The 23,932-nt window shown below is 39.9% G+C and carries 24 protein-coding genes; 11 read left to right on the top strand and 13 right to left on the bottom strand.

The features are described from left to right. Positions 1–6: 6 nt before the first annotated feature. Genes djlA through FJ709_RS04530 form a run of 3 tightly spaced genes read right to left on the bottom strand, consistent with a single transcriptional unit; the run spans position 7 to position 2,594 of the window. Complete coding sequence (gene djlA, locus FJ709_RS04540; protein WP_226413848.1) at positions 7–780, bottom strand: co-chaperone DjlA; 774 nt, start codon at positions 778–780, stop codon at positions 7–9. 41 nt (positions 781–821) lie between these two features. After that, on the bottom strand, positions 822–1,538 hold the full coding sequence (murU, locus tag FJ709_RS04535) for an N-acetylmuramate alpha-1-phosphate uridylyltransferase MurU (protein WP_226413846.1): 717 nt from the start codon (positions 1,536–1,538) through the stop codon (positions 822–824). Next, positions 1,539–2,594, bottom strand: coding sequence for an aminoglycoside phosphotransferase family protein (locus FJ709_RS04530; protein ID WP_226413844.1), 1,056 nt, complete (start codon positions 2,592–2,594; stop codon positions 1,539–1,541). 144 nt (positions 2,595–2,738) lie between these two features. Here FJ709_RS04530 and lptD point away from each other — a divergent pair, with 144 nt between their 5' ends. The 7 genes from lptD to FJ709_RS04495 all read left to right on the top strand — a co-directional run bounded on the left by lptD (position 2,739) and on the right by FJ709_RS04495 (position 11,714). Further along, positions 2,739–5,039: an LPS assembly protein LptD gene (gene lptD / locus FJ709_RS04525; protein ID WP_226413842.1), complete on the top strand. Its 2,301-nt coding sequence runs from the start codon at positions 2,739–2,741 to the stop codon at positions 5,037–5,039. Positions 5,040–5,193: 154 nt separating this feature from the next. Further along, a complete protein-coding gene (surA, locus tag FJ709_RS04520; RefSeq protein WP_226413840.1) occupies positions 5,194–6,498 on the top strand; it encodes a peptidylprolyl isomerase SurA in 1,305 nt (434 codons plus the stop codon). Between the two features lie 9 nt (positions 6,499–6,507). Continuing rightward, positions 6,508–7,500: a 4-hydroxythreonine-4-phosphate dehydrogenase PdxA gene (pdxA, locus tag FJ709_RS04515; protein WP_226413838.1), complete on the top strand. Its 993-nt coding sequence runs from the start codon at positions 6,508–6,510 to the stop codon at positions 7,498–7,500. Next, positions 7,500–8,312 carry a 16S rRNA (adenine(1518)-N(6)/adenine(1519)-N(6))-dimethyltransferase RsmA gene (rsmA, locus tag FJ709_RS04510; protein WP_226413836.1) on the top strand — a complete coding sequence of 271 codons (813 nt, stop codon included), beginning with the start codon at positions 7,500–7,502 and terminating at the stop codon, positions 8,310–8,312. Before pdxA ends, rsmA begins: the two co-directional genes overlap by 1 nt. Before the next feature lie 66 nt (positions 8,313–8,378). Next, the gene (gene apaG, locus FJ709_RS04505) at positions 8,379–8,759 is read left to right on the top strand and encodes a Co2+/Mg2+ efflux protein ApaG (protein WP_226413834.1); all 381 of its coding nucleotides are present in this window, start codon (positions 8,379–8,381) and stop codon (positions 8,757–8,759) included. Positions 8,760–8,763: 4 nt separating this feature from the next. Beyond that, on the top strand, positions 8,764–9,582 hold the full coding sequence (locus FJ709_RS04500) for a symmetrical bis(5'-nucleosyl)-tetraphosphatase (protein WP_226413832.1): 819 nt from the start codon (positions 8,764–8,766) through the stop codon (positions 9,580–9,582). 110 nt (positions 9,583–9,692) lie between these two features. Next, positions 9,693–11,714, top strand: a complete 2,022-nt coding sequence (locus tag FJ709_RS04495) for a HAMP domain-containing methyl-accepting chemotaxis protein (RefSeq protein WP_226413830.1) — start codon at positions 9,693–9,695, stop codon at positions 11,712–11,714. A 187-nt stretch (positions 11,715–11,901) separates the two neighbouring features. Here the strand turns inward: FJ709_RS04495 and FJ709_RS04490 are convergent, their stop codons facing one another. The 7 genes from FJ709_RS04490 to rplU form a co-directional block, all read right to left on the bottom strand. Further along, on the bottom strand, positions 11,902–12,303 hold the full coding sequence (locus tag FJ709_RS04490; RefSeq protein ID WP_226413828.1) for a DUF3718 domain-containing protein: 402 nt from the start codon (positions 12,301–12,303) through the stop codon (positions 11,902–11,904). Between the two features lie 64 nt (positions 12,304–12,367). Further along, positions 12,368–12,871, bottom strand: coding sequence for a type 3 dihydrofolate reductase (gene folA / locus FJ709_RS04485; protein ID WP_226413826.1), 504 nt, complete (start codon positions 12,869–12,871; stop codon positions 12,368–12,370). 14 nt (positions 12,872–12,885) lie between these two features. After that, positions 12,886–13,356 carry a threonine/serine exporter family protein gene (locus FJ709_RS04480; RefSeq protein WP_226413824.1) on the bottom strand — a complete coding sequence of 157 codons (471 nt, stop codon included), beginning with the start codon at positions 13,354–13,356 and terminating at the stop codon, positions 12,886–12,888. Continuing rightward, positions 13,356–14,114, bottom strand: a complete 759-nt coding sequence (locus FJ709_RS04475) for a threonine/serine exporter family protein (protein WP_226413822.1) — start codon at positions 14,112–14,114, stop codon at positions 13,356–13,358. The genes FJ709_RS04480 and FJ709_RS04475 overlap by 1 nt, the downstream gene beginning before the upstream one ends. Positions 14,115–14,130: 16 nt before the next feature. Next, positions 14,131–15,306: an Obg family GTPase CgtA gene (gene cgtA / locus FJ709_RS04470; protein ID WP_226413820.1), complete on the bottom strand. Its 1,176-nt coding sequence runs from the start codon at positions 15,304–15,306 to the stop codon at positions 14,131–14,133. Between the two features lie 307 nt (positions 15,307–15,613). Next, positions 15,614–15,868, bottom strand: coding sequence for a 50S ribosomal protein L27 (rpmA, locus tag FJ709_RS04465; protein ID WP_006080527.1), 255 nt, complete (start codon positions 15,866–15,868; stop codon positions 15,614–15,616). 16 nt (positions 15,869–15,884) lie between these two features. Further along, positions 15,885–16,196, bottom strand: a complete 312-nt coding sequence (gene rplU, locus FJ709_RS04460; protein ID WP_226413818.1) for a 50S ribosomal protein L21 — start codon at positions 16,194–16,196, stop codon at positions 15,885–15,887. 554 nt (positions 16,197–16,750) lie between these two features. Here rplU and ispB point away from each other — a divergent pair. Beyond that, complete coding sequence (gene ispB / locus FJ709_RS04455) at positions 16,751–17,722, top strand: octaprenyl diphosphate synthase (protein ID WP_226413816.1); 972 nt, start codon at positions 16,751–16,753, stop codon at positions 17,720–17,722. A 66-nt stretch (positions 17,723–17,788) separates the two neighbouring features. Here the strand turns inward: ispB and ung are convergent, their stop codons facing one another. Continuing rightward, complete coding sequence (ung, locus tag FJ709_RS04450; RefSeq protein WP_404830013.1) at positions 17,789–18,454, bottom strand: uracil-DNA glycosylase; 666 nt, start codon at positions 18,452–18,454, stop codon at positions 17,789–17,791. 83 nt (positions 18,455–18,537) lie between these two features. On the opposite strand from ung, the gene FJ709_RS04445 reads away from it, so the two are divergent. Continuing rightward, on the top strand, positions 18,538–19,080 hold the full coding sequence (locus FJ709_RS04445) for a type II secretion system protein (protein WP_226413812.1): 543 nt from the start codon (positions 18,538–18,540) through the stop codon (positions 19,078–19,080). Positions 19,081–19,147: 67 nt separating this feature from the next. Next, positions 19,148–19,516, top strand: a complete 369-nt coding sequence (locus tag FJ709_RS04440; RefSeq protein ID WP_226413810.1) for a DUF3144 domain-containing protein — start codon at positions 19,148–19,150, stop codon at positions 19,514–19,516. A 144-nt stretch (positions 19,517–19,660) separates the two neighbouring features. Here FJ709_RS04440 and FJ709_RS04435 read toward each other — a convergent pair whose 3' ends face one another. Then, entirely contained in the window at positions 19,661–20,278 is a 618-nt protein-coding gene (locus FJ709_RS04435) for a LysE family translocator (protein WP_226413808.1), read from the bottom strand. 112 nt (positions 20,279–20,390) lie between these two features. Here FJ709_RS04435 and FJ709_RS04430 point away from each other — a divergent pair, with 112 nt between their 5' ends. Next, complete coding sequence (locus FJ709_RS04430) at positions 20,391–20,921, top strand: thioredoxin family protein (RefSeq protein WP_226413806.1); 531 nt, start codon at positions 20,391–20,393, stop codon at positions 20,919–20,921. Between the two features lie 95 nt (positions 20,922–21,016). Here the strand turns inward: FJ709_RS04430 and FJ709_RS04425 are convergent, their stop codons facing one another. Continuing rightward, on the bottom strand, positions 21,017–23,581 hold the full coding sequence (locus FJ709_RS04425; RefSeq protein ID WP_226413804.1) for a TonB-dependent receptor plug domain-containing protein: 2,565 nt from the start codon (positions 23,579–23,581) through the stop codon (positions 21,017–21,019). Positions 23,582–23,932: the final 351 nt, after the last annotated feature.

The raw sequence follows: 23,932 nt of genomic DNA, 5'->3' as shown, positions 1-23,932 counted from the left end.
AATCAATTAACGCATACCTCTAGAGGTTTTTATCGTTTCATAAGCGGCTTGAATATCTTGAGCTTTAGCTTTGGCTATCATCATCATCTCTTCCGGCAGCCCTTTGGCAACCAACTTATCAGGATGATGTTCATTCATTAGTTTCCGATAAGCGCGTTTAATTTGCGGATCCGTTTCAGACTCGGCAATACCTAGTACAAGATAAGCATCGCTAAGTGGCATTTTACTGCCTTGGCCTGATTGATGATGTTGAAATTCTGCTTGCCAGCGAGCAAGCAAATCTTTTAGCACTGCAGACAATCCTAACTGCTCCGCTATTACAGCAAGCACTTGCTGTTCTTTAGTTTGTAGTTCGCCATCTGACAGAGCCGTTTGAATTTGAATTTCTAAAAACATTTGTAGCAGTTCATGCCGGCTTTGTGTGACTCGTTTAAAATCGGCTAAGGTTTGAAATAAATCAAAATTGGCTTGGCGACCCGAACGAAATGCAGCCTGAGCATCAGCACGCGGCTGGCCCGTAAGCTGCATTTTATCCATTAATAATGTCGCTACGCGAATATCAGCTTCGGTGACATGGCCAGATGCTTTGGCAACATGCCCCATAACAGCAAAGGTCGCATTAAAAAAAGTCGCTTGTCGCTCACCCGCTTGCTGGATGAGGCCAGATAAACGTTTACGCTTGTCGTAAAGGTGTCCTAAAAAAAGGCCCATTATGCCGCCAGCAATTCTGCCAAACATAAACCCAATGATAAACCCAAAAACCTTGCCCCAAATTCGCATTGACTGTTCCGTTATATTTTATAAAAATTTGTTATCCAAACTTAAGATAATGACATTACTCGTGCATTTAACGCATCTAATCTAGCAATAGTGCCAACATCACACCAATATTGTGTCAAACAGTGACCATAAATTTGTGCTTGTGCAATAGATTGCCTAAGTAACGGACCGAGTGGTTGTGATCCGTTTGCTAGCTCAGTAAACATTTTAGGATGATACACGCCCATTCCGCTATAAGTGAATCGCGTATTACCATCAAGAACTACTAGCGCATGCTCCAGATCGCTCTTACCCACAGAACTTAACGAAGAAATAAGGCAAAAATCCCCTTGAGAGTGATGTGTTGGATTATCAACCAACCAAATATAAGCATCAGCCTTTCGATGGTTAACCACAGATAATGCAGCTTCTATATCTGGTAATGCATCTATAAAAATATCGCCATTCAGTAATAAAAAAGGTTCTGAACCTAACAAAGGTAAAGCATTTTTTATCCCGCCTGCAGTTTCTAACGCCTCGGCTTCAGCGCTATAATGAATCGATAACCCCCAACGTTCACCATTACCTAATGATTCAACAAGCATGTGTCCAAGCCAGGCATGATTAATTATGACGTCAGTAATACCCAACTCAGCAAGCTTCTCTAAGTGATATTCTATTAAAGGTTTACCATTAACTTTAACCAAAGGTTTAGGCATTAAATCTGTTAGTGGTCTTAATCTTTCACCACGCCCTGCCGCTAATATCATCGCCTTCATTTAGAGACCTCCTCCTAAAGTGGCATTCTTTGCGAGCACCTTTGGTAACACCACCTCTTCAACCCATTGGCTTAAGAACTTCAGCGAAGGATAACGCACCGCAATATCGACTATATATTGTAAGGTTAAAGGAATATCTGCCATATAACCTGCTTTTCCATCTCTTAATTTTAATCGCGCAAAAATACCCGCAGCTTTAATATGACGCTGTAGCCCCATCAAATCGAACCATTGTTGATAAACAGAAAAATCGGCATTGTGATCAATTAATTCATGTTTCATTAGCAATTGATAATGATAACGCATCAATGAATTCACTATATTCTCTGGCCATCTGACATAACAATCACGTAGCAGCGATACGGCATCATAGGTTATCGGCCCAATTACAGCATCTTGAAAATCAATCACAGCAAGGCGCTCTAGACCGGGTATATCATGATTCATAAGCAAATTACGGCTGTGAAAATCACGATGCATACCCATTTTAGGCTGAGCTTCTACATTAACTATCAACTGCTGAAAACAGTCATTTAACATGGTAGATTCTACTTGTGACAAATCATACTGAAGATGAGCGCCAATCAACCATTCGGTGAAAATAGTTAATTCTTTTTCAACAAAGGCACTATCGTAAAAAGGTAATGATTGGCTTTCACCTTCTGTATTCTGGTATTGAGTAACACCTGTAATAGGCACGAGTAAGTCCAGCGCCTGTTGATAGTAACCAGCAACATTATCGTTTTTCAAAATGGATAGTAACTGCTCATCACCGACATTTATTTGCAAAACAAAACCTTGTTCTAGACAGTAATGTACAACTTCAGGTACTAATACGCCGGCTTGATGATATGCCTTTGCTATCGCAATAAATGGCACAATAGGCACTAGAGTCACAGGCGAATCTGAGACAATATAATGGTTGTTTTTGACCGTCAGCTTAAAGTAACGTCTAAAGCTAGCATCACCACAAATTAGCGAAACGTTTACTTCTTGACCAAAATACTGATTTAACCAAGAGGATAATAAGGAAAATCTTAAATCTGTTTGACTCATCTCAATGGCTCTTCAACAAAAATTGCTTTATTATAGCCAGCATAACATTTGGAAACAGCTAAAGAATGGATTGTTTTTGTTAGCTGCTAACTTCTTTATTAATCCAAACTTTCCAGAACAAGAATTCATAATTATTTGACTATAATGCAGATCCGATATCTTCTGGCCTTATGCCTATTACCTCAATACGTGTTTGCTCAGGCACCCAATGTAGAAGAGGAACTCCCTCAACTTTGTATAGTCGAGCCCCCTGTCTCTCGCTCGTTTAGCGATCGTGAAAAGCTATCTGGCATTAAAGATACCGACATTGTGATTATTTCAGACGACTCGTCGGCCTCTTTTGAAAACAAAGCCCACTTTCGCGGAGATGTTAGTTTTAGTCAGGGCACAAGGCATATCGCAGCTGACGAAGCTATTTTAGATCAGCGCAAACAACAACTAAATGCTAATGGCAATCTCATTTTTAAAGATGAGCAATTCACCATTACTGCTGATTCACTGCAAGCACAAATGAGCAGCAGCAGCGCCAATTTAGAAGGTGCTGAATATTGGCTTAATGGTCAACAAATTCATGGGGACGCTAAACGGTTACAGATAACCTCTGACAATAACTTAATTTTATCTGGCACTAACTTTACCACTTGCCCACCAGGTGATGAGTCTTGGTTACTTGAAGCTGACATGATTAAAATTGACAGCGAAGAGGAGTGGGGTGAAATATGGAATGCCAAACTGCGTATTGCTGACGTGCCTGTTTTATATATCCCTTACATGACGATTCCGGTATCAGATAAACGAAAATCAGGATTTTTATTTCCAGCATTCAGTACAAGTACCACTAATGGCCTACAATTTAGCGTGCCATATTATTGGAATATTGCACCAGAGTATGACTTATCCTTTACGCCAGATATCATGTCTTCACGCGGCATTTTTACTAAAACAGAGTTCCGTTATCTTGCTGGCGAACAACAAAATGGTCAGATGAATGTTGAATATTTAGGCAGTGATCGCAAACTATTTAACAACCCTGATCGCTATTTATATCATTGGAGTCATCAAGGCGCCCTTAACGACAATTGGCGGGTCAGAGCAAATTATACCGATGTATCTGATAACAACTATTTCAATGACTTAAATTCCGATGTTAACCGCTCAACAGATAATCAATTGTCGCGTATTGGTGAAGCCAGCTATTTTGAGCAAAATTGGGACTTCAACATGCGAGTACAAGACATCAAAGTACTGGGCGAGGACGAGTTACCCTACCAAGTTATGCCCCAATTAAATTTCAATTATCGTCAAACCGATTTTTTCAATAGTATTGACTTTAAATTCAACTCAGAACTGACTAACTTTCGTCATCAACAAGATGGATACTCAACGGCGACACGCTTACATATGGTGCCCAGTTTAACCTTACCCATTCAGGGGCCAGCTGGAAGTTTAACCAGTGAAGTTAAGCTTATGCAGACCCAATATTGGCAGCAACTTATCGATCTCGATACTGACTATGACGAATCAGTAAGCCGTACAATTCCTCAAGTTCGAGTGTTGGGCCAAATAAATTTTGAGCGTCCGACAACGATGTTTGATAGTCTATCAAAACAAACATTAGAGCCACAGTTTCAATACCTGTATGTGGGTTATGAAGACCAAACAAACATTGGCATTTACGACACGGCTCAACTTCAGGAAGATTATTTTGGTTTATTCCGGGATAGACGTTATTCAGGCTTAGACCGCATTGCTGATGCGAATCAACTGACTTTAGGTTTCACTACTCGTTTCTTTGATGAGCTAAATTTCGAAAAGTTTAAATTTAGTCTGGGGCAAACACTCTATTTTGACGAATCGAAAGTATTAAGTGAGAACCAGCGCTTACAAGAAACTGAGTCAACCTCAATTCTGGCCGCAGAACTCGATGCACAGTTATATAAAGATTGGTTTATTAGCGGTTCTGTTCAACATGATACCGAGAATGGTAAGAATAAAAAAAATGAAGTCACTTTAGATTTTCGTCCTAGTAACGACAAATTACTGCAATTTAGCTATCGTTACGTACCAGATCTTCTTAATACCAACACCAATGACCGAGTCAGTATTTCTCAAGCTGGCCTCAGAACATCTTGGCCGATTAGCGATGACTTATATTTTGTCGGTAATTGGTATTATGACTTAAATGAATCTCGCAGTGTTGAAACCTACACAGGAGTACAATATGAGTCATGTTGCTGGGCTTTACGCTTAAGTTACCATTACCGCATCAAAACAAACTATGATGACGATTTATCACAAAGTATCGACGGGCGTGAAGAATTTGATAAAGGTATTTACCTCAACTTTGTCATTAAAGGCTTAGGCGGGTCAGGCCCACTTGGAGTTGAAGATATGCTAAATGAAGGTTTATTTAACTACCGTAAGCCACTTTACTTAAGGAATTAAGCCGCTTTTATGATAGCTTATGATAAATTGCTGAACCAAGACTAAAAACTGTAGTCCTATGTTAAGTTAATTAAGATTAACTAACAAAAATGATAACAATAGATTTGGGTCCAACCCCCCAAATACCAGAATAAAAGTGCCAAGGATTTATTGGATGAAACACAGTAAGAAACTTTTTTTTGCGTTATTTGCACTGACAATAAGCCAATCAGCTTTATCAGCTCCGCAAACGTTAGACAGCGTAGCCGTTCAATTAAATGACGGTATTATTTTGGAAAGCGAAATTAGCAACATGATTACGACTGTTTCTGCAAACGCAAAAGCATCTAATCAAACGCTGCCTTCTGATGAAGCTTTACGCACTCAAATTATTGATCGCTTAATTTTAACGCGTTTACAACTGCAAACAGCTGAACGTATTGGTTTATCTATTGGCGATCTTCAATTAGATCAAACAATTGAAAATATCGCTAAAGAACAAAAAATCACTGAAAACCAAATGCAACAACAACTTGAGTCCGAAGGTATGAGCTTTAGCCAATACCGTGAACAACTTCGCGAAGAGATCACTTTAGGTGAGATTCAACGTATTCAGGTACAGCGTCGTATTCAAGTGTCTCCTCAAGAAATTAACAGCCTAGTTAAACTGATTGAAGAACAGGGTTTGAAAGATGTTGAATTTCAAATTGGTCATATCTTAATTGAGATCCCAAACGACCCGACCAGCGAGCAACTGGAATTATCAAGTCGCAGAGCAGATATTGTATTAAAACGCCTTAATGAAGGTGATGATTTCCGTAGTACAGCGATAGCTTCTTCATCCGGCCCCAAAGCCCTTGAAGGCGGCATATGGGAGTTCATGAACATCAATGAAATGCCAACCTTGTTTGCAGAAGTTGTTGTTGACGCTAAAAAAGGCGATATTTTAGGGCCGATAAAATCAGGGTCAGGTTTTCATATCATTAAGGTCATGGATACTCGTGGGTTACAAACTCAAGAAATCGATGAAGTTAAGTCACGTCATATTTTATTGAAACCGTCACCAATTTTGTCTGAAGACCGTGCTCAAGCTATGTTAGTGAACTTCTTAAAAGACATACGCAGTGGCGATGCAGATTTTGATAAATTAGCTCGCCAATATTCTGAAGATCCAGGTTCAGGCGCAAAAGGTGGCGAATTAGGCTGGGCCGAACCAAGTTTATATGTTCCTGAATTCTCCCAAACGCTCAAAAGCTTAAAGCCTGGTGAAATCAGTGAACCTTTTCGAACCACTCACGGCTGGCACATTGTTCAGCTAGAGGATCGTAGAAAAACAGATGCAACAGATAAGTTTAATAGTAATCGAGCACACCAATTAATTTTCCGTCGTAAATTTAACGAGGAATTACAAAACTGGTTAGATGAAATGCGAAGTGACGCATACATCGAAGTATTCGAGCCTGAAAATATACGAGGCTAATAACTCACAATGATCAAACGTATCGCGATAACGCCGGGTGAGCCGGCGAGTATCGGCCCTGACATCGTCATCAAACTAGCTCAGCAGGATTGGCCTGCTGAGCTAGTTGTTTGTGCTGATCCACAATTATTATTAGATAGAGCCAAATTACTTAACTTGCCATTACAGCTAAAACCGTATGACTCAAGATTACCGGCTAAAGCACAGCAAGCTGGCACATTAACTATTCTGCCATTTAAGCTGGCAGAGCCCGTTGAATGCGGCGTATTGAATGAAGCTAACAGCTGCTACGTTGTTGAAACGCTTAAATCTGCCGGTGAAAAGAACATGTCAAAAGAATTTGACGCTGTTGTCACAGGGCCAGTCCATAAAGGCATCATTAATCAAGCGGGCATTTCATTCAGTGGTCACACCGAATACTTTGCATTACAGGCAAATTGCCCAGATGTAGTAATGATGTTAGCAACCCCCGGGTTACAGGTTGCTTTAATGACAACCCATATTCCACTCGCTTATGTTGCAAAAGCTATTACTCGTGACAGGTTGCACCACATTATCGGTATTTTACACCGTGAGCTTGTGAGTAAATTTGGCTTAGGTTCACCTAAGATATTTGTGTGTGGCTTAAATCCACACGCTGGCGAAGATGGTCATTTAGGTCGTGAAGAAATTGATACCATCATACCAGCCTTAAATGAGCTACGTGAGCAAGGTATGGACATAGTCGGCCCGCTTCCAGCTGACACACTATTCCAACCTAAATATTTAGAACAAGCTGATGTTGTTTTAGCTATGTACCACGATCAAGGTTTACCCGTGCTCAAATCTATAGGTTTTGGCAAATCAGTCAATATCACACTAGGTTTACCGTATATTAGAACCTCTGTAGATCACGGCACAGCGTTAGATCTTGCCGGTACAGGACAAGCAGATAGTGGCAGTTTATTTTGCGCATTAAATAAAGCCATTGAAATGATTGATAAGAGTAAGAAATTAATCTAATGAGTAATAAAGTACATTTGGGCCATACAGCCAGAAAAAGATTCGGACAAAATTTCTTAACTGATGAAGGTGTGATAAGTAGCATTGTTGGTGCTATTTCCCCTGACAATGACCACATTATGGTCGAAATTGGACCTGGTTTAGGTGCACTGACCGAACCCGTTGCCGACACCATAGATAACCTCACAGTCGTTGAGCTTGATCGCGATTTAGTTGAGCGTTTAAAAACACATCCGATATTAAAAGATAAACTGACTATTCACCAGGGTGATGCATTACAGTTTGACTTTAATCTGCTTAGACAAGAAGGCAAAAAAATGAAAGTGTTTGGTAATCTACCTTACAACATTTCAACGCCTTTAATGTTTCATTTATTTGAGTTTGCAGAATATATTGAAACCATGCACTTTATGCTCCAAAAAGAAGTAGTATTACGTTTATCGGCCAGCCCAGGTTGCAAAGCTTATGGACGTCTCACCGTTATGGCGCAATATTTTTGTCAAGTCGTACCTGTTTTAGAGGTGCCTCCGCACTGCTTTACTCCGGCGCCAAAAGTAGACTCTGCCGTGGTACGTTTATTGCCTTATGAGCAAAAACCTTGGCCATGCAAAGACGTAACTGTAATGCGTCATTTATGCACCACAGCATTTCATATGCGCCGTAAAACCTTGCGCAACAATTTAAAGGGCATGCTCAATGATGAAGACTTTGCCCTACTCAATATAGATTCAACCCTACGACCTGAGCAAATCAGTGTGCAACAATACGTTGCGATGGCTAATTTATATATAGATAAAAAAACATCAAATTAATCACTTCATCTTAAGGGGCATGTTCAATGAATATGCCCTTTTGCTTAAGGACGAAATATATCACCTATGAGTCAAGCTGAATCACCAATAAAAATTAAAGTCGACACAGAGTATCTTGAACACCAGTCAGATGTAGCAGATAAAAAATATTTATTTTCCTACACAATCACCATAATCAATGTGGGCGATCAAGCTGTAACGTTAAAAGATCGTCACTGGATCATCACTAATGCTAATGGCGATAAAAGTGAAGTTAAAGGCCCTGGCGTTGTAGGAGAAACTCCTACTATTGCACCTAATACAGCTTACCAGTATTCAAGTGGAACAGTATTAGAAACCCCTATCGGTTTTATGGAAGGCTCATATGGTATGGTCTATAATGATGGCAGACTATTTTCAGCTGTCATTCCCACCTTCAGGTTAGCCGTACCAGGGTTGCTGCAATAAAATTATGGCCAATTATTTTGTCGGTGATATTCAAGGATGCTTTGAAGAACTGCAAAGACTATTACAAAAAGTCAGTTTTAATCCTTCAAAAGACATACTCTGGGCTGTCGGTGATTTAGTTGCCCGCGGGCCAGACTCATTAGAAACCTTAAGACTATTTGAATCACTACAAGACAGCGGCAAGGTAGTATTAGGTAATCATGATCTTCATTTAATGGCTATTCATGGCAAAATAAAGCGCGCAAACCCAAATGATCGCTTACAAGCATTGCTTGAAGCGCCCGACTGTCCTAAGCTGATAAATTGGCTAAGGCAACAACCATTAGCACGATACATACCTGAACATAATCTTATAATGAGTCATGCAGGTGTACCTCCACAGTGGAATTTGGCAACACTTATATCTGAAAGTTTAATGGTTAGTGAACAGCTTAAACAGGCTGATTATTTGACGAGTATTATTGGCCAAATGTATCAGAATAAACCCAATTTTTGGAACAATAACCTAAATGGAATTGAGCGCACGATATATTGTATCAATGCTCTAACACGGATGCGTTTTTTACATTCCGATGCCAGTTTAGACTTTGAATGTAAACTGCCTCCAAACCAAGTGAAAGATAAAATGTTAAGGCCGTGGTTTGATTTTGAGTCTAAGCTAAAAGCGCCTTACCAGATCGTTTTCGGTCACTGGGCAGCATTGATGGGGCAAACATCTGCTTCACATTTACATGCTTTAGATACAGGATGCTGTTGGGGTGAACATTTAACACTGTGGCACCTTGAAACAAATGAAAAAATTACCCAAAAAAAGCTCATTTAGCGTTAAACTAAAAGACGAATAAGCCGATATCCTACTATCGGATTTCAAAAAGTACCTGAATACAAAAGTCCTTGCTGTTGGGATAAAATAATAATAGGTTGGAGTAACATATGAAGATTAAAGTGGCCACTAGAGTTATAGGCGGATTTTCTGTCTTAACTTTATTACTAATTATACTTGGCGTTGTCACATTATTAGGCAATAGCAGCATCAAAAAAGGTACCCAAACCTTAAAACAAGTTAGTCTACCCGCTTTGGCACATACTAATTTGTTGAGCGAAAATATTAGTGGCCAACAAATTCAATCTATTTTGGGTTACTACAGTGACCATTCTTCAAAAATCCCTTCTATAGAACAATACCTTGCTAGCGAAAATAAAAAATTCCAATCTGAATTCAGTAAATTAACAGACTTAATTTCTGAGCAAGAGCAACTTTCACAGCCGCTAAATCAACTAAAAGCAGCTTATTTAGCCTATGAAAATGTAGCAGATAAAATGCTGAGCGAAAGACTACAAGCGCTATCTAAGCAAGAGGACGCATTAAAAATGCGCAGCGAGATAGAAAACGCTGCTGACGACGCATCTTCTATCTTACTTGACGTTACAGATTTAGAAACCAGTGAAGACTCAGTAGAAAGAAGCTTAGCTTCTTCTGCTAATATTGTTGATAACACATTTATCAATTTAATCACTACGGTATACGATCTCGTTGCCGTCACTGACAGCAGCAAGTACGATCTGATTATAAAAGAATTGGAATTCATGGTCAGTGAAGCAAAAGGCAAGTTAAGCCATATAAGTTTACAAGGTCAAGATATCATTGACAGTGATACATTAGCTGACCTTAATGCAGAAACAGATAAAGTGTTTAAGTTATTATCGGGCAATAACTCTATAATTGATCTAAAGAAGCAGCAATTACAACATGAAGCGGCTGCGGCTGCGGCCTTAAGTGATATCCAAGTTAAAACCAAAACAGTTAATGTGAAAATGACTGAATTTGCTACGGCCATTGATGGATTTACTAACGAAATAAGTAGCGAAGCAATTGCAGTGATTGACTCTGCTGAAGTTAAAACCATGGCAGTAGTGCTTTTTGCTATCTTTGTAGCAATTTTTGTAAGCTATATGGTTGTCCAGCCATTAAAACAATCTTTAGCACAAGTAAATCAAGCCCTTAATGTATTAGCTTCTGGTGATTTAACACATAAGTTAGATGACTCTGGCCACGATGAATTTGCTGAACTGTCTAAAAACTGTAACCGTTTAGTCGACAGCCTTCGTAGCTTAATTATGGGGATTTTAGATCGTTCAAATCAACTTGCGGCGGCCGCAGAAGAAACTTCTGCTATTACAGCACAGACCACTATTAGCATTCAAGAACAGAAAAGTCAGGTCGATCAGGTCGCAACGGCAACCACAGAGTTAAGTTCGAGCTCTCAACAGGTTTCAATGAGCGCAGACCAAGCATTAGAACAAATAAAACAAGCCGACGAAGAAACCAAACACATGCGCTCTCTTGCTGATGAAAGCAAGCTAACTATCTTAGCCCTAGCGGATGAAGTGGCTAAAGCTGGCACTGTAATCAACAAACTTCATACCGATAGTGCATCTATTGGCTCTATTTTAGATGTAATCCGAGGCATTGCCGAGCAAACTAATCTACTGGCATTAAATGCCGCAATTGAGGCTGCCAGAGCTGGTGAGCAAGGAAGAGGTTTTGCGGTAGTCGCTGATGAGGTCCGCAGTCTTGCCTCACGCACCCAAGATTCAACCCGAGAAATTCAGTTAATGATAGAGGTGTTACAGCAAGGTGCTCAACAAGCCGTTGCGGTAATGGAACTAGGTAAATCACAAGCTAACAGCTGTGTTGATAAGAATGAACAGGCCAATATAGCGCTTGAAACAATTATCAAGTCAGTTCATAAAGCTTATGACTCTGGAACTCACATTGCTCACGCAGCCCAGGAGCAAAATCTGGTCAGTCAGCAGGTGTCAGAGAAACTTGAACATATTGCGCTTATATCAGAAGAAACCTCTTCTGGTGCGGAACAAACCGCACAATCAAGCCACCAAGTCGCAATGTTGGCAGAAGAACTACAATCGTCTGTTAAAGAGTTTAAAGTCTAATCTAGATTTTAAATTATCTTCCTAATGAGAAAAGGCCGTATAGGCCTTTTTTGTTATGGCTAACTTATGGAAGAACTTATCGATTAGAGGTCGTCGCTTTACTTAAAAACTGATTTTAAAATAAAAAATACCGACTGATTAGTCGGTATTTTTTATTTGACACTGTAGCACAGATTAATCTTAACGATTAGTCCTCACCAGCACCGCCACCTAGACGATCATTAATCGCTGCGGTAATAGGGCTACCACTATGGCCGTTGGCACTTGCCCAATCAGCAATAGAAGTACCATCTGATTCAGCAGCAGAAAGGTCTGATGCTGGAAGACGTTTAGCAATAAACTCACCAACATCATTCGCGTTAGAATTGTAGGCAGTACGCAATAAACTGCTGCCATCACAGCTCACAGCTGAATAAATATTACGTAATTTTACACGGGCTTCTTTAAGCTTTTTACGTAAACGATTTTTATCGTCTGACTTTACATAATCGCATATGTTAGCAACTAACTGATCAGTGTTCGCTACAGCAGGGACTGACACAGAAGATGCTGCTATCAGTACGGCTATCGCCACAGGCATTAAACGCATCTGACACTCCTTTATAATTTATTATTGTATCTTAATACGCTCATCTTTGTGATTGTATTCAGTTTCAGGGTAACTCGTGAACAAGTTTACAGTTTTTAACAAAAGTGTTAAAGCTATATTGCAATCCATGCTCATTCGTTGCACTAATAGTTTGTTCCAAAAGCCAACTTCCATCATCCCATTCAGGAAAATAAGTATCACCTTTTACTTCTAGGTTAATTTGAGTTAAATATAATACATCTGCCTTACAGAGTAGTTCAGCATATAGCTGACCGCCACCCATTATGATTAATTCTTCACACTCACCCGCTGCGGCAACAGCTTGCTCAAAATTACCGACACAAGTGACACCATCTGGTACATAGTTTGATTGCCGAGTAATGACAATATTATGTCTTCCAGGTAATGGGCGTCCTATTGACTCATAAGTCTTACGTCCCATTACTACCGGCTTTGATAACGTCATAGCTTTAAAATGCTTTAAGTCTTCGGGTAAATGCCATGGCATTTGATTATCTTTACCAATAACACGATTGTTAGCCATAGCAGCAATCATTGCGATACGCATAATGAATCCTCTAATTAAATGATAGGGCGATTGCGATAATATAATAAACTAGGTAGTGCTAGCCCGACAGCTAATGCCCCCAAAATAAAGACCGTTTTAAGTCCATTGACAATGACTTGCGCACTTAACTCTGGACTGACTTGGTTTTGAGCCGTTAATTGAATAAGTGCTATAACAGTATTGAAGGCGTAGGTTCCGGGTATCATCGGAATAATGGCTGCAACGGCATACATTGACGGTGGGGCTAAATGACGTTTAGCAAATCTAATTGTGATAACCCCCACCAGAGCTGCTCCGGCAAATGTAGCCCACTCAATCGGCATATTAACGTGCATTAACACAGTTCGAGCACTATGACCTAACGCACCAGCTAAGGCACAATAGCCAAGATAACGTTGCGGTACATTAAATAAAATGGCAAAACCAAAGGCTGGTATTGCGGAAAAAAAAGCATTATGTAATAAGTCTAATAACAGGGGCGGCATTAAAATATTCCGCCTAATTGCATTGCAATCGTAATACCAATTACTGAAGCTAAGGTAAGGAGGCTTGCATTACCCCAACGTGAAATACCTACATTAATATGCCCTTTCACCATATCTGAAATCGCGTTAATTAGCGGAAAACCTGGCACTAGCATTAATACGCTTGCGGCTAATGCAATTTGAGGAGTTTCACTGATGGGATAAATATAACCTAATTGAGCAACAACATTAGTAATAAAAGCAGTAATAGAAAAGTTAACTAATAAATTAAAATGTCTTTTAGCAAGAAAAAGTCTCACACTCATCCCTATGGAGGATGCAATAAAAGTCACTAAACACGCCATCACATCGCCACCTAATAAATGACAAAAGCTAGCACAGGAAAGTCCAATTACAGGAATAACTACTTTAGCAGGATATGTTTTAGGCTGAATACGAGCGAGACGGCGGCGGACTTCATTAGGGCCATAAATGCCTTTTTCAGCCAACAAACATAGCCGTTGTAATTCACATACCACCATCATATTGATCCCATGAGCCCGGATCCGTCTGGTCGTAGTAATACAACGCCCATGTACAAGGCTAGTTAGCACAAGTGCATTCGAAGATATAGAGAGTTCAACACTTGCGAGGCCCAATGCTTTACCTAATCGCTGACTTAGTTCTTCAACCAAGTCAGACTCTGCACCATAGGCAAGCAGCAATTGGGCGCAGCGGACAACTAAACGGGTTATATCATTTTGGTTGTCTGCGTACACGGTAATCCTTTAAAACTTAGCGTTGATAAATAACTTCAACGTCATAGTCATCATCATCAAAGTCATCATCATCTAAGTCATCAGTATCATCGTAATTCTCGTTGATGCTGTCATCTTTACCCTGATGATAATTATCCCACTTAAATTCAACTTCTTGTTCGTCATCTTGGTCATCTTGACCAACGGGCAATGTTTGAATGAAATCAAGTAACTTAATACTTAACTCTTCAGTACCTTGGCGGTTATAAGCGGACATAGTGAAGACTTCGCCTTCCCAAGCTAGTTCTTTAATAATATGAGCGACTTTTTCTTTTACTTCATCTTCAAGCAATAGATCGATTTTATTAAATACCATCCAACGAGGCTTAGCGGCAAGCTTTGGTGAATACTTTTCTAACTCACCTACAATAGCTCTGGCAGAATCAATCGGATCACTACCGTCAATAGGATTAATATCAATAATGTGTAGTAATGCGCGACAACGTTCAAGATGCTTTAAAAAACGAATACCTAAACCAGCACCTTCAGCAGCGCCTTCAATTAACCCAGGAATATCAGCAATAACAAAACTTTGCCCATGACGTGGGTTAACAACGCCTAGGTTTGGAATTAAAGTTGTGAATGGGTAATCAGCCACTTTTGGCGTAGCACGTGATACCGAGCGTATAAACGTAGACTTACCAGCATTAGGTAGGCCTAACAATCCTACATCCGCGAGTAAAAGCAGCTCTAGCTTTATTTCACGCACTTCACCGGGAGTACCCAGAGTCTTCTGACGTGGTGCACGGTTAGTACTACTTTTAAAACGTGTGTTACCTAAACCATGAAAACCGCCTTTAGCGACCAGCAACTTTTGGCCATGGCTAGTTAAGTCACCTAAAGCTTCTTCGGTTTCTTGATCGATTGCACGTGTACCTACAGGTACTTGTAACACTAAATCTGCACCAGCATGACCAGTACAATCACGGCCACGGCCATTGGTGCCACGTTCAGCCATATGAAAACGAGTGAAGCGATAATCAATAAGGGTGTTCAGGTTTTCATTTGCCTGTAAAAAGACACTACCACCATCACCACCGTCACCGCCATCGGGACCGCCATCCGGTACATATTTTTCACGGCGAAAACTAACGCAGCCGCTACCACCGTCACCGGCTTCTACACGGATATTGGATTCATCAACAAACTTCATACGGACTCCTAACACTTCAATCATCTAATAGCATAAGGTGTAGACACCTTTGAGCTATAGAACCTTGGCGCTAATTATAACCCTAAATACAATAAATATCAGGGGGCAGAAAAGCGTGGTGTATGGATAATACATCTTCCGCTTGCTGCAAAAAATAGATCTTTCTAATCACTCAGTTCACTATTGTTTTAAAACCAAGAGGATAACGTGAGCTTAGAAATAATTTTGTATTGATAAACAAGATCAATAACAAAAACACAAAAGCCCTACCAGAGGCAGGGCTTTAGATTTTAGCTTAGTTAAAAAATTAAGCTTCGATACTAATAAACTTACGGTTATTAGCACCTTTAACTTCAAATTTAACTTTGCCGTCAGTTAGAGCAAATAAAGTATGGTCGCGACCGATACCTACATTTACACCAGCGTGGAATTTAGTACCACGTTGACGAACAATAATGTTACCTGCTAAAACTGATTCACCGCCAAAGCGTTTAACACCAAGACGTTTACTTTCTGAATCGCGGCCGTTACGAGTAGAACCGCCAGCTTTTTTATGTGCCATGAGTTAGACTCCTAAATTATGCGCTAATCGCGGTGATTTTAACTTCAGTGAACCACTGACGGTGGCCGGTTTTCTTTTCGTGATGCTTACGGCGATTAAACTTTTGAATAGTAATCTTTTCACCGCGTCCGTGGCTAACCACTTGAGCAACAACTTTACCACCAGCAACTAATGGAGCACCAACGTGAACGTTCTCACCATCAGCAACCAATAGAACTTGATCAAACTCAATCGTTTCACCAGTAGCAACTTCAATTTTTTCTAGACGAACTGTATGACCTTCAGCAACACGATGTTGCTTTCCGCCACTTTGAAAAACAGCGTACATAGCTATTTCACTCCAAATGACTAACACACTAACTCGATCTTACGAGAATAGGTGCTAAAAAACTTTTAATGACAATGGGCGCGGATTCTACGCGAAGAATTTCATACTGGCAAGCGTTAATTCAGGTTCAAATTAAAAAGCCGTTACTACTGCACAATATTCACTGTTACGAACTGGATATTGTATAAACATTAAGTACAATTGCCTTAACTACCTCGCAAAAATACTCATTCTAATAGTTTAAAAGTAGCGCTAAAATCTTCCTGTGTTATCTTCACCGGATTTTGAAATGATTTTACCTAAATTTATCTTGAAAAGCACTGACTCATTTGCTCTTACAGCATATTAGATCAGGGATTTTCCTTTCCATTAATGAAGTAACTAAAAAAATTTGCACGGACATAGATTTTAGAAATTGATAATAAGTCATAACAAGTTTCAAAATTAGTAACAACAACTTTGAAAATCAGCGCGTTTCTCCTGTAAGATATGACCCCAGATGCGCACCAAATAGAAAGACAGTTAACGTCTTCCACAATAAATTAGAGAGTATTATGGATTTAACCGCCATTCGTCTGTTGGCAGACTCAGATATGCAATCTGTCGACCAACTTATTTATAAGCAACTTGAATCTGATGTAGCCCTAATTAATCAACTAGGCTTCTACATTATAAATGGTGGCGGAAAACGTCTGCGTCCTTTACTGTCAATTCTTGCAGCAAGATCTGTAAATTACCAAGGTGAGTTACATGTTAAATTAGCCGCTATTATTGAATTTATTCATACGGCATCACTACTGCATGATGATGTCGTCGATGAGTCAACATTACGTCGCGGCCGCGAAACAGCTAATGCACTATTTGGAAACAGTGCGAGTGTATTGGTTGGAGACTTTCTCTATACCCGCTCTTTTCAAATGATGACAGAACTCGACAGTATGCATGTGCTAAAGGTTCTGGCTGACACAACCAATGTGCTGGCTGAAGGGGAAGTGCTGCAATTAATGAATTGTAATGACCCCGAAACCACTGAAGCTAACTATATGCGTGTCATTTACTGTAAAACAGCAAAACTGTTTGAAGCGGCAACATTGCTGGCAGGTGTATTAGCACAAGCTCCTTCAGAATGGCAACAAGCACTTGGTGATTACGGTAAGTATTTAGGCACAGCATTCCAATTAACCGATGACTTACTCGACTACACTGCAGAAACGGGTGAACTAGGTAAAAATATTGGCGATGACTTAGCGGAAGGTAAACCTACATTACCCTTAATCTATGCCATGGTGCATGGTGATGATACCGCTAAAGCGTTAATAAAAATGGCCATAGAAAAAGGTGACGGCACCCAGGCAATTGATGAAATAGTGGCCGCCTTAAACAAATCAGGTGCACTTGAATACACGCAAAAAAGGGCTGAACAAGAAGCACAAAAAGCCATTGATGCGTTAATCGTACTACCTGATACAGACTATAAACAAGCCCTTATTGCCCTTGCCCACTTATCAGTCACCCGTAAGCACTAAGGTATATTTAACTAACGTACAATAAGTTGTTTTAAAAAGCAGTAACAACTCTTGTTACTGCTTTTTTTATACCTGCCAATCAATCGGTTCGAGGCCATTTTTAATAAGCTGTTGATTTATTTTGGAGAAATGACCACATCCAAAAAAACCACGATATGCCGATAATGGTGACGGATGAGGGCCGCTTAAAATAGTATGATGTTCATGGGTAATTAGACGCCCCTTCTTAATAGCATGGCTGCCCCACAGTACGAATATCAGTGGCTGAGGTAAGCTGTTAAGATAATCTAACACATGATCTGTAAACACTTCCCACCCAGCTTTAGCATGTGAATGCGCCAAAGATTGTTCTACCGTTAAAACCGTATTTAACAATAACAAGCCTTGCTCTGCCCAATGGGTTAAATTACCGTGAGATGGGATCGAAAAACTCGGTATATCTTGCGCTAGCTCTTTGTAAATATTGACTAAGGATGGTGGTACTTTTACACCCGATTTAACAGAAAAGGCTAACCCATGGGCTTGCCCTTCGCCATGATAGGGGTCTTGACCTATCACCACCACTTTCACCTTTTCAACCGGCGTTAATTCAAAAGCACGATAAATATCAGCCTTTGGAGGAAAGATGACTTTGTTCATTGACTGCTGCTCAGACAGAAATTTATTTAACCGAATAAAGTAATCCTGTTGATGTTCATTTTTGATAAATCCAGGCCAACTTTTCACTTTCAATATCCTCAATTTTTTAGGAGTAAATTGCTAATTTATATCAGCTACTTTAGAGTACTGATATTGTAAATCGCTTATTAAGTATTATGAAATTTAAAGCAACTCAACAGCAACAAGGTTTTACCTTAATAGAATTAGTCATTGTTATTATCATGTTAGCTATTCTTGCTGTCATAGTCTTGCCTAAGTTTATCAACCTACAGCAAGATGCCCACGTATCAAATGTCAAAGGTACTGGTGGCGCATTAGCATCAGGTATTGGCCTTGCACATATCAAATGGGCTGCCATGGGAAACTCTGGCCCTGCTGACAATTTACAAATATATGAAAATGCCGGTGTCGGTGGACAGCTTGATATGAATCTATGGGGATACCCAGCTCAAAATTATCCACCATTTGAAAGTTCACCTCGACTCAATAACACTAACGACTGCATTTCTGTTTGGAACACTATTTTGCAAGACGCACCCAGTGTATCAACCATCGTAAACTCAACAGCATCTGAATACAGAGTCACATACATCAACCCCGACCAATGTCGTTTCTTCTATAATAAATTAAATACCCTTTCGATTTATTATGATTCCCGTAATGGGAAAGTCATCACAGATTCGGATCCTAATAGCTAAATTTAAACTGAATTTAGCTGTTAAACTCGGTACACTCATTATTTTACTAACATCTTAAGTGAGCATTATGACTGAACAATCTACACCTCAAAACGTCGCTTCTGAAACACCAAGTTCTGAAACACAAAGCGCAACGACTATATATCAACTAGCGGATCAATTTATCGCTTTAGCCAATCAAATAGGTCAAACAGAAAATGATATTGGTAAAGTGGGTACAGCATTGCGCTACGCAGCATCTCGCTATAATGCATTTGAAGCAGCAATAAAGTCATCTGATCTAGCAGCAGAAAAAGACAATGCGTTAGCTTGGTTTGCCAATGAGTATAAACTCATGCTAAATGAAAACTTAGACGATCACATTAAGCACCCACCAATCTCCAAAGCTGAAAACGAACCCGCAAAAGATGACAGTGTGCAAGTTTTCAAAAACTAGATCATTGGATTAAAAATAATGCCATCTCTAAACTAGATGGCATTACTAATAATTTCAAAGTGTAAGCATTCTTCCATATGTGCATACAGGTTAAAAATGTAACGCGCACAGTTATCTTGACACTGAGGCCTATACTGAAAATCTTTATATCAATGTAAAAATAACCCGCCCAGCAAGCGCAATCAGTACCACTCCAGACACCCTATCAATCCATACTGCTTTTTCACGTAGCTTAGGCAATATTGCGGAATGCGATAATATAATCGCAATCAAGGTGTACCAAAGGCCATCAATCACTAAAGGGGTTAGTACAATCAATGTTTGCCCTGATATTGTCTCTGCAGCTAATACGAACTGACTAAATAACGCCAAAAAGAACAATAAAATTTTGGGGTTAAATAATGAAATGGCCAAGCCGTCACGTGCAGCAACCAATAAACTAGTTTTGTTTCCAGCGGCGAGTTTTTGCTGCATACCACCTTTAGAGCGCAAAGCCTGAATACCAATCCAAGCCAAATACAAGGCTCCGACAATCGCAATCGCATTAAATAATAATGGCGATGCCCTAAGCACAACAGCAAGCCCTAATAAGGTCACCAAAGCATAAATTCCAATACCAATGGAATGCGCCCAAGCACACACAATACCGTGTAAGCGACTGCCACCTAATGTATGCCTAACCACCATGGCCAAGCTCGGCCCTGGTGACATTGCCCCTAGGCAACAAATGGCCAGTAACCCTAACCAAGTCGTAAAACTCATACTTTCCCTTACTTATTCTTATATAAACTATTGCATTGTTACTGCGAACATTAACACCAAATTAAGTAAATCTTGATATGCTATTTATAAGTTCACTTTATTAAGCATCACTATGTCTATTATTGCTTCATTGTTACTTATATCGTTAATGTTAGCGATTGCGGGTTTATTGTTCGCAAAGTTTAAAGGCAAAGCTATCCCTATGGCGGTTATTTTCGTTTTAGGCGGCCTAGCGCTTTGTCTTGCCAGCATTATCGCCTTTATTAATAAAGGCGAAAACTATCAAGCATATAAAAACCTTCATTGGCAACCACTTGCGCCAGAAAAAATAGCGCCTTATGTTGAGCAAGGCTTTACTGTTTTTGTCGATATAACAGCTGATTGGTGTGTTCCTTGCCAAGCGAATAAAGCCAATGTGCTTCATCGCGAACAAGTAGTTAATGCCCTAATGACCGATAACATTATTTTAATGCAGGGGAATTGGTCTAAGGAAGATACTGTCATTGAACAGTATATGGGCATCCAAGGAGCGGCTGGTACACCATACAACAAAGTCTATGGCCCAGCCTACCCAGACGGTATAGAGCTGCCTAAGGTGTTAGAAATTAGGCATGTCTATCAGGCTTTAGACATCATGAAGTAATGCTAAAACATAATGGGTACAAAAAAGACTGCCTAGGCAGTCTTTTTATTGGCTATTAATTAGGGGCTTAAATTGATTAAGCTCTTAAGTTGTTTCTAGAAACGGTAGTTAATTTTACCGTAGTAGTAACCACCATTATAATCAAATGGGCCACTTTCATAGTAAACACCACCTAACTCACCTAAAGTACCATCTTTAAGCTTCTGCGCTTCTTGGTCAAATATGTTATTTGCACCTACTGAGAAGGTCAGGCTATCCATAACGGTATAACTCACCTCTAAGTCGATTGTTACTGCTGAACTGGCCATCTCAGAACCCCAATCAGAAGTATCATCAGCATGCGTTGCATAGTACTCACCGAAGTAGTTAGCACGTAAATTCATGCTTAACTCATCCCAGTTTTGACCCCAAGTTAATGTAGCACGATGTGCAGGAATACCATCTTCTAAACGGCGAACCTTACCCGCATCAGTGGTATTTTCATTAAACTTATCAACATTAGTGTCAGTCCAGCCATAAGCTAAGCTAAACTTAGTGTCACCTGCTAACAACTCAGTATCATATGAACCAACAATATCAACACCTTGAGTTGTTGTATCAAAGTCATTGGTATAATACGTTACTGCAGAAATTAACTCTGGAAACTCAACACCTAGATTTCGAAGGTTATCATAGTCTTTTGCTTCAACATCAATTTGGCTTGATTGAGCAATACGCCCTGTTACTTCAATAGTGTAATAATCAACTGTTAAGAAGAAATCACCACTTTGATAAACAGCACCTAAAGCATAACTAACAGACTCTTCCGGAGTTAACACTTCACCACCATAGTAAGCGGCTAATGGATCCGTTGGGGGCGCAATGAATGATTGAATCAAATCGCCGTTAACAATTGAAGTTTGTGTGTTAACAACGTTTTCTTGACCCACTGTCGGTGCACGGAAACCTGTACTGTGCGATGCACGGAAGGCTAAATCATCGGTAGCCGAATATTGTGCGGTTAGCTTGTAATTTAACGTATCACCAAAGGTTGAAAAGTCTTCGTAACGCAGTGCTGCGCCAACTAACCATTTCTCACCTAAATAGGCTTCTGCATCAACGTAAACACCGATATTACTGCGATCATTTTTACCAGCGGATTCAGGACCAAAGCCTTTAAACCCGTGTGAGCCAATGTTGAAACCCTGTGAAGCATAAGGACCCGCTTCCCAAGATGCTTGCTCACCTGCAGTAATTTCAAATGACTCTTCACGCCACTCTACGCCAGTTGCAAAGTTAAGTCCTTCAAAAACATCAAATAAACGAGAAAAGTCTAAGTTAACCGTAGTTTCAACTTGCTCGTAAGCACCAGTTTCAAAGTCAGTTGGCGTCGCTAAACCTAATGATGGGTTTAATGAGTTACGTAAACTAAAAGTTGACTTGTTAGAACCAGTACCCGCACTTGCATCATAGTCCCAATCAGCAAGCTCACCTTTAATACCAGCGAAGAATGACATATCTTCAATAGTACCGGCAAACTGTGGTGTGTATCCGCCTGGACGGACTTGGTTCATAGAAAAACAGTTTGGGTCAGCAACCATCGACTGGTAATCTGCAGTGTCTAATACGTTTGGTACATTTGCAGCAACGTTGCCTACCCATGAACATGATGCAATACCGGTTTCAGCTAAACCGACATCACCTACTAATAAAGTTTCACCGCCATCGTTTGAATAAACAGAACCACGGTTGTGTGGGTTACGGTAATAGAAGCCACCTACTGCATCACGTGAAGAAACGTTACCAAAGGCATAAAGACTGTGTTTATCATTTATATCAAATCCAGAATTAATGAAGATAGTGTAATCATCTTTAATTTCTGGGTTACCCCAAGTTTGTGCTGGGTTTGGAATATCTGTATTACCAGCGGCCAAAATAGCGGCAGCATCAAAACGTTGTACACTACGACTTGTTGCATCAGCGGTTTTATACTGAGCGGTTAAATTAACAAAGCCATCGTCTGTTAACGGTAAGCCTACGTTAGCGTCAATAGTCGTTGACGTGCCATCACCTTCATAATACTGGCCTTGAGTAGCTGAAATTGAGCCACCTTCAGAGCTGTCCTTTAACACAAAATTCATTACACCAGCGATCGCATCAGATCCATACTGCGCAGCAGCGCCATCACGTAACACTTCAACTTGCTTTAATGCTGCACTTGGAATAACTGAAATATCAGGACCCTGAGCGCCATCGTTAACTCCGCCGCCTTGGAAAGCAATAACTGATGCGCGGTGACGACGTTTACCATTAACTAAAACCAAAGTACTGTCTGAAGGTAAACCACGTAAATTAACTGGACGAACGAGAGTTGCCGCGTCGCTAATAGGCTGGGCACGTGAGTTGAAAGAAGGCACTGATGTCACCAACATGTCAATCATGTCTGTTGAACCATTTTTCTTTAAATCATCACTGCTAATAATATCAATAGGGACTGGGGATTCACCCACTGAACGAGGGGCTGAACGGGAGCCAATTACGGCCATTTTCTCAACTTTTTGCTCAACAACTTCTTCATCTGCTGCATACACTTGAGCGCTTAATAAAGAACCGGATAATGCGATAGAAACAGCTAAACTCAATGAGCTTTTGCCAAATTTTCTTTTATTGTTAATAGTCATTTTATATTCTCAGTCATTATTATTTTATTGTTTGAACACCACTTCCTAACACTCCCTGTATAAAGAAATCGTCTCTCCCAAAATGAATTATCATCATCTCAGCTACATTTTTATAACAACAGCAGCACAATTGCCAACATTTATTAGCAATCAATGTACTAAAAAGCAGTATTTTTCGAGCAAAAACTCAAAAATCAAACTCAAACAACTGTTTTTAAAGAGATTTTTTAAAATTAAAAATAAATCAATTTTTTTGTAAAAAAACCAATTAAATATACTGGAAATTAAAATTTACAATTAAGTCAGTGCTAATGTTTAACCATTTATACTCACTGAATAAACTGTGTATTT

Source organism: Shewanella glacialimarina, from assembly GCF_020511155.1.
GTDB lineage: Bacteria > Pseudomonadota > Gammaproteobacteria > Enterobacterales > Shewanellaceae > Shewanella > Shewanella glacialimarina.
This window is presented reverse-complemented; position numbering and strand designations above follow the sequence as displayed.

Excerpts from the sequence above, each read along its gene's own strand:
- djlA (WP_226413848.1), bottom strand. The coding sequence starts at position 780 with ATGCGAATTTGGGGCAAGGTTTTTGGGTTTATCATTGGGTTTATGTTT.
- murU (WP_226413846.1), bottom strand. The coding sequence starts at position 1,538 with ATGAAGGCGATGATATTAGCGGCAGGGCGTGGTGAAAGATTAAGACCA.
- FJ709_RS04530 (WP_226413844.1), bottom strand. The coding sequence starts at position 2,594 with ATGAGTCAAACAGATTTAAGATTTTCCTTATTATCCTCTTGGTTAAAT.
- lptD (WP_226413842.1), top strand. The coding sequence starts at position 2,739 with ATGCAGATCCGATATCTTCTGGCCTTATGCCTATTACCTCAATACGTG.
- surA (WP_226413840.1), top strand. The coding sequence starts at position 5,194 with ATGAAACACAGTAAGAAACTTTTTTTTGCGTTATTTGCACTGACAATA.
- pdxA (WP_226413838.1), top strand. The coding sequence starts at position 6,508 with ATGATCAAACGTATCGCGATAACGCCGGGTGAGCCGGCGAGTATCGGC.
- rsmA (WP_226413836.1), top strand. The coding sequence starts at position 7,500 with ATGAGTAATAAAGTACATTTGGGCCATACAGCCAGAAAAAGATTCGGA.
- apaG (WP_226413834.1), top strand. The coding sequence starts at position 8,379 with ATGAGTCAAGCTGAATCACCAATAAAAATTAAAGTCGACACAGAGTAT.
- FJ709_RS04500 (WP_226413832.1), top strand. The coding sequence starts at position 8,764 with ATGGCCAATTATTTTGTCGGTGATATTCAAGGATGCTTTGAAGAACTG.
- FJ709_RS04495 (WP_226413830.1), top strand. The coding sequence starts at position 9,693 with ATGAAGATTAAAGTGGCCACTAGAGTTATAGGCGGATTTTCTGTCTTA.
- FJ709_RS04490 (WP_226413828.1), bottom strand. The coding sequence starts at position 12,303 with ATGCGTTTAATGCCTGTGGCGATAGCCGTACTGATAGCAGCATCTTCT.
- folA (WP_226413826.1), bottom strand. The coding sequence starts at position 12,871 with ATGCGTATCGCAATGATTGCTGCTATGGCTAACAATCGTGTTATTGGT.
- FJ709_RS04480 (WP_226413824.1), bottom strand. The coding sequence starts at position 13,356 with ATGCCGCCCCTGTTATTAGACTTATTACATAATGCTTTTTTTTCCGCA.
- cgtA (WP_226413820.1), bottom strand. The coding sequence starts at position 15,306 with ATGAAGTTTGTTGATGAATCCAATATCCGTGTAGAAGCCGGTGACGGT.
- rpmA (WP_006080527.1), bottom strand. The coding sequence starts at position 15,868 with ATGGCACATAAAAAAGCTGGCGGTTCTACTCGTAACGGCCGCGATTCA.
- rplU (WP_226413818.1), bottom strand. The coding sequence starts at position 16,196 with ATGTACGCTGTTTTTCAAAGTGGCGGAAAGCAACATCGTGTTGCTGAA.
- ispB (WP_226413816.1), top strand. The coding sequence starts at position 16,751 with ATGGATTTAACCGCCATTCGTCTGTTGGCAGACTCAGATATGCAATCT.
- FJ709_RS04445 (WP_226413812.1), top strand. The coding sequence starts at position 18,538 with ATGAAATTTAAAGCAACTCAACAGCAACAAGGTTTTACCTTAATAGAA.
- FJ709_RS04440 (WP_226413810.1), top strand. The coding sequence starts at position 19,148 with ATGACTGAACAATCTACACCTCAAAACGTCGCTTCTGAAACACCAAGT.
- FJ709_RS04435 (WP_226413808.1), bottom strand. The coding sequence starts at position 20,278 with ATGAGTTTTACGACTTGGTTAGGGTTACTGGCCATTTGTTGCCTAGGG.
- FJ709_RS04430 (WP_226413806.1), top strand. The coding sequence starts at position 20,391 with ATGTCTATTATTGCTTCATTGTTACTTATATCGTTAATGTTAGCGATT.
- FJ709_RS04425 (WP_226413804.1), bottom strand. The coding sequence starts at position 23,581 with ATGACTATTAACAATAAAAGAAAATTTGGCAAAAGCTCATTGAGTTTA.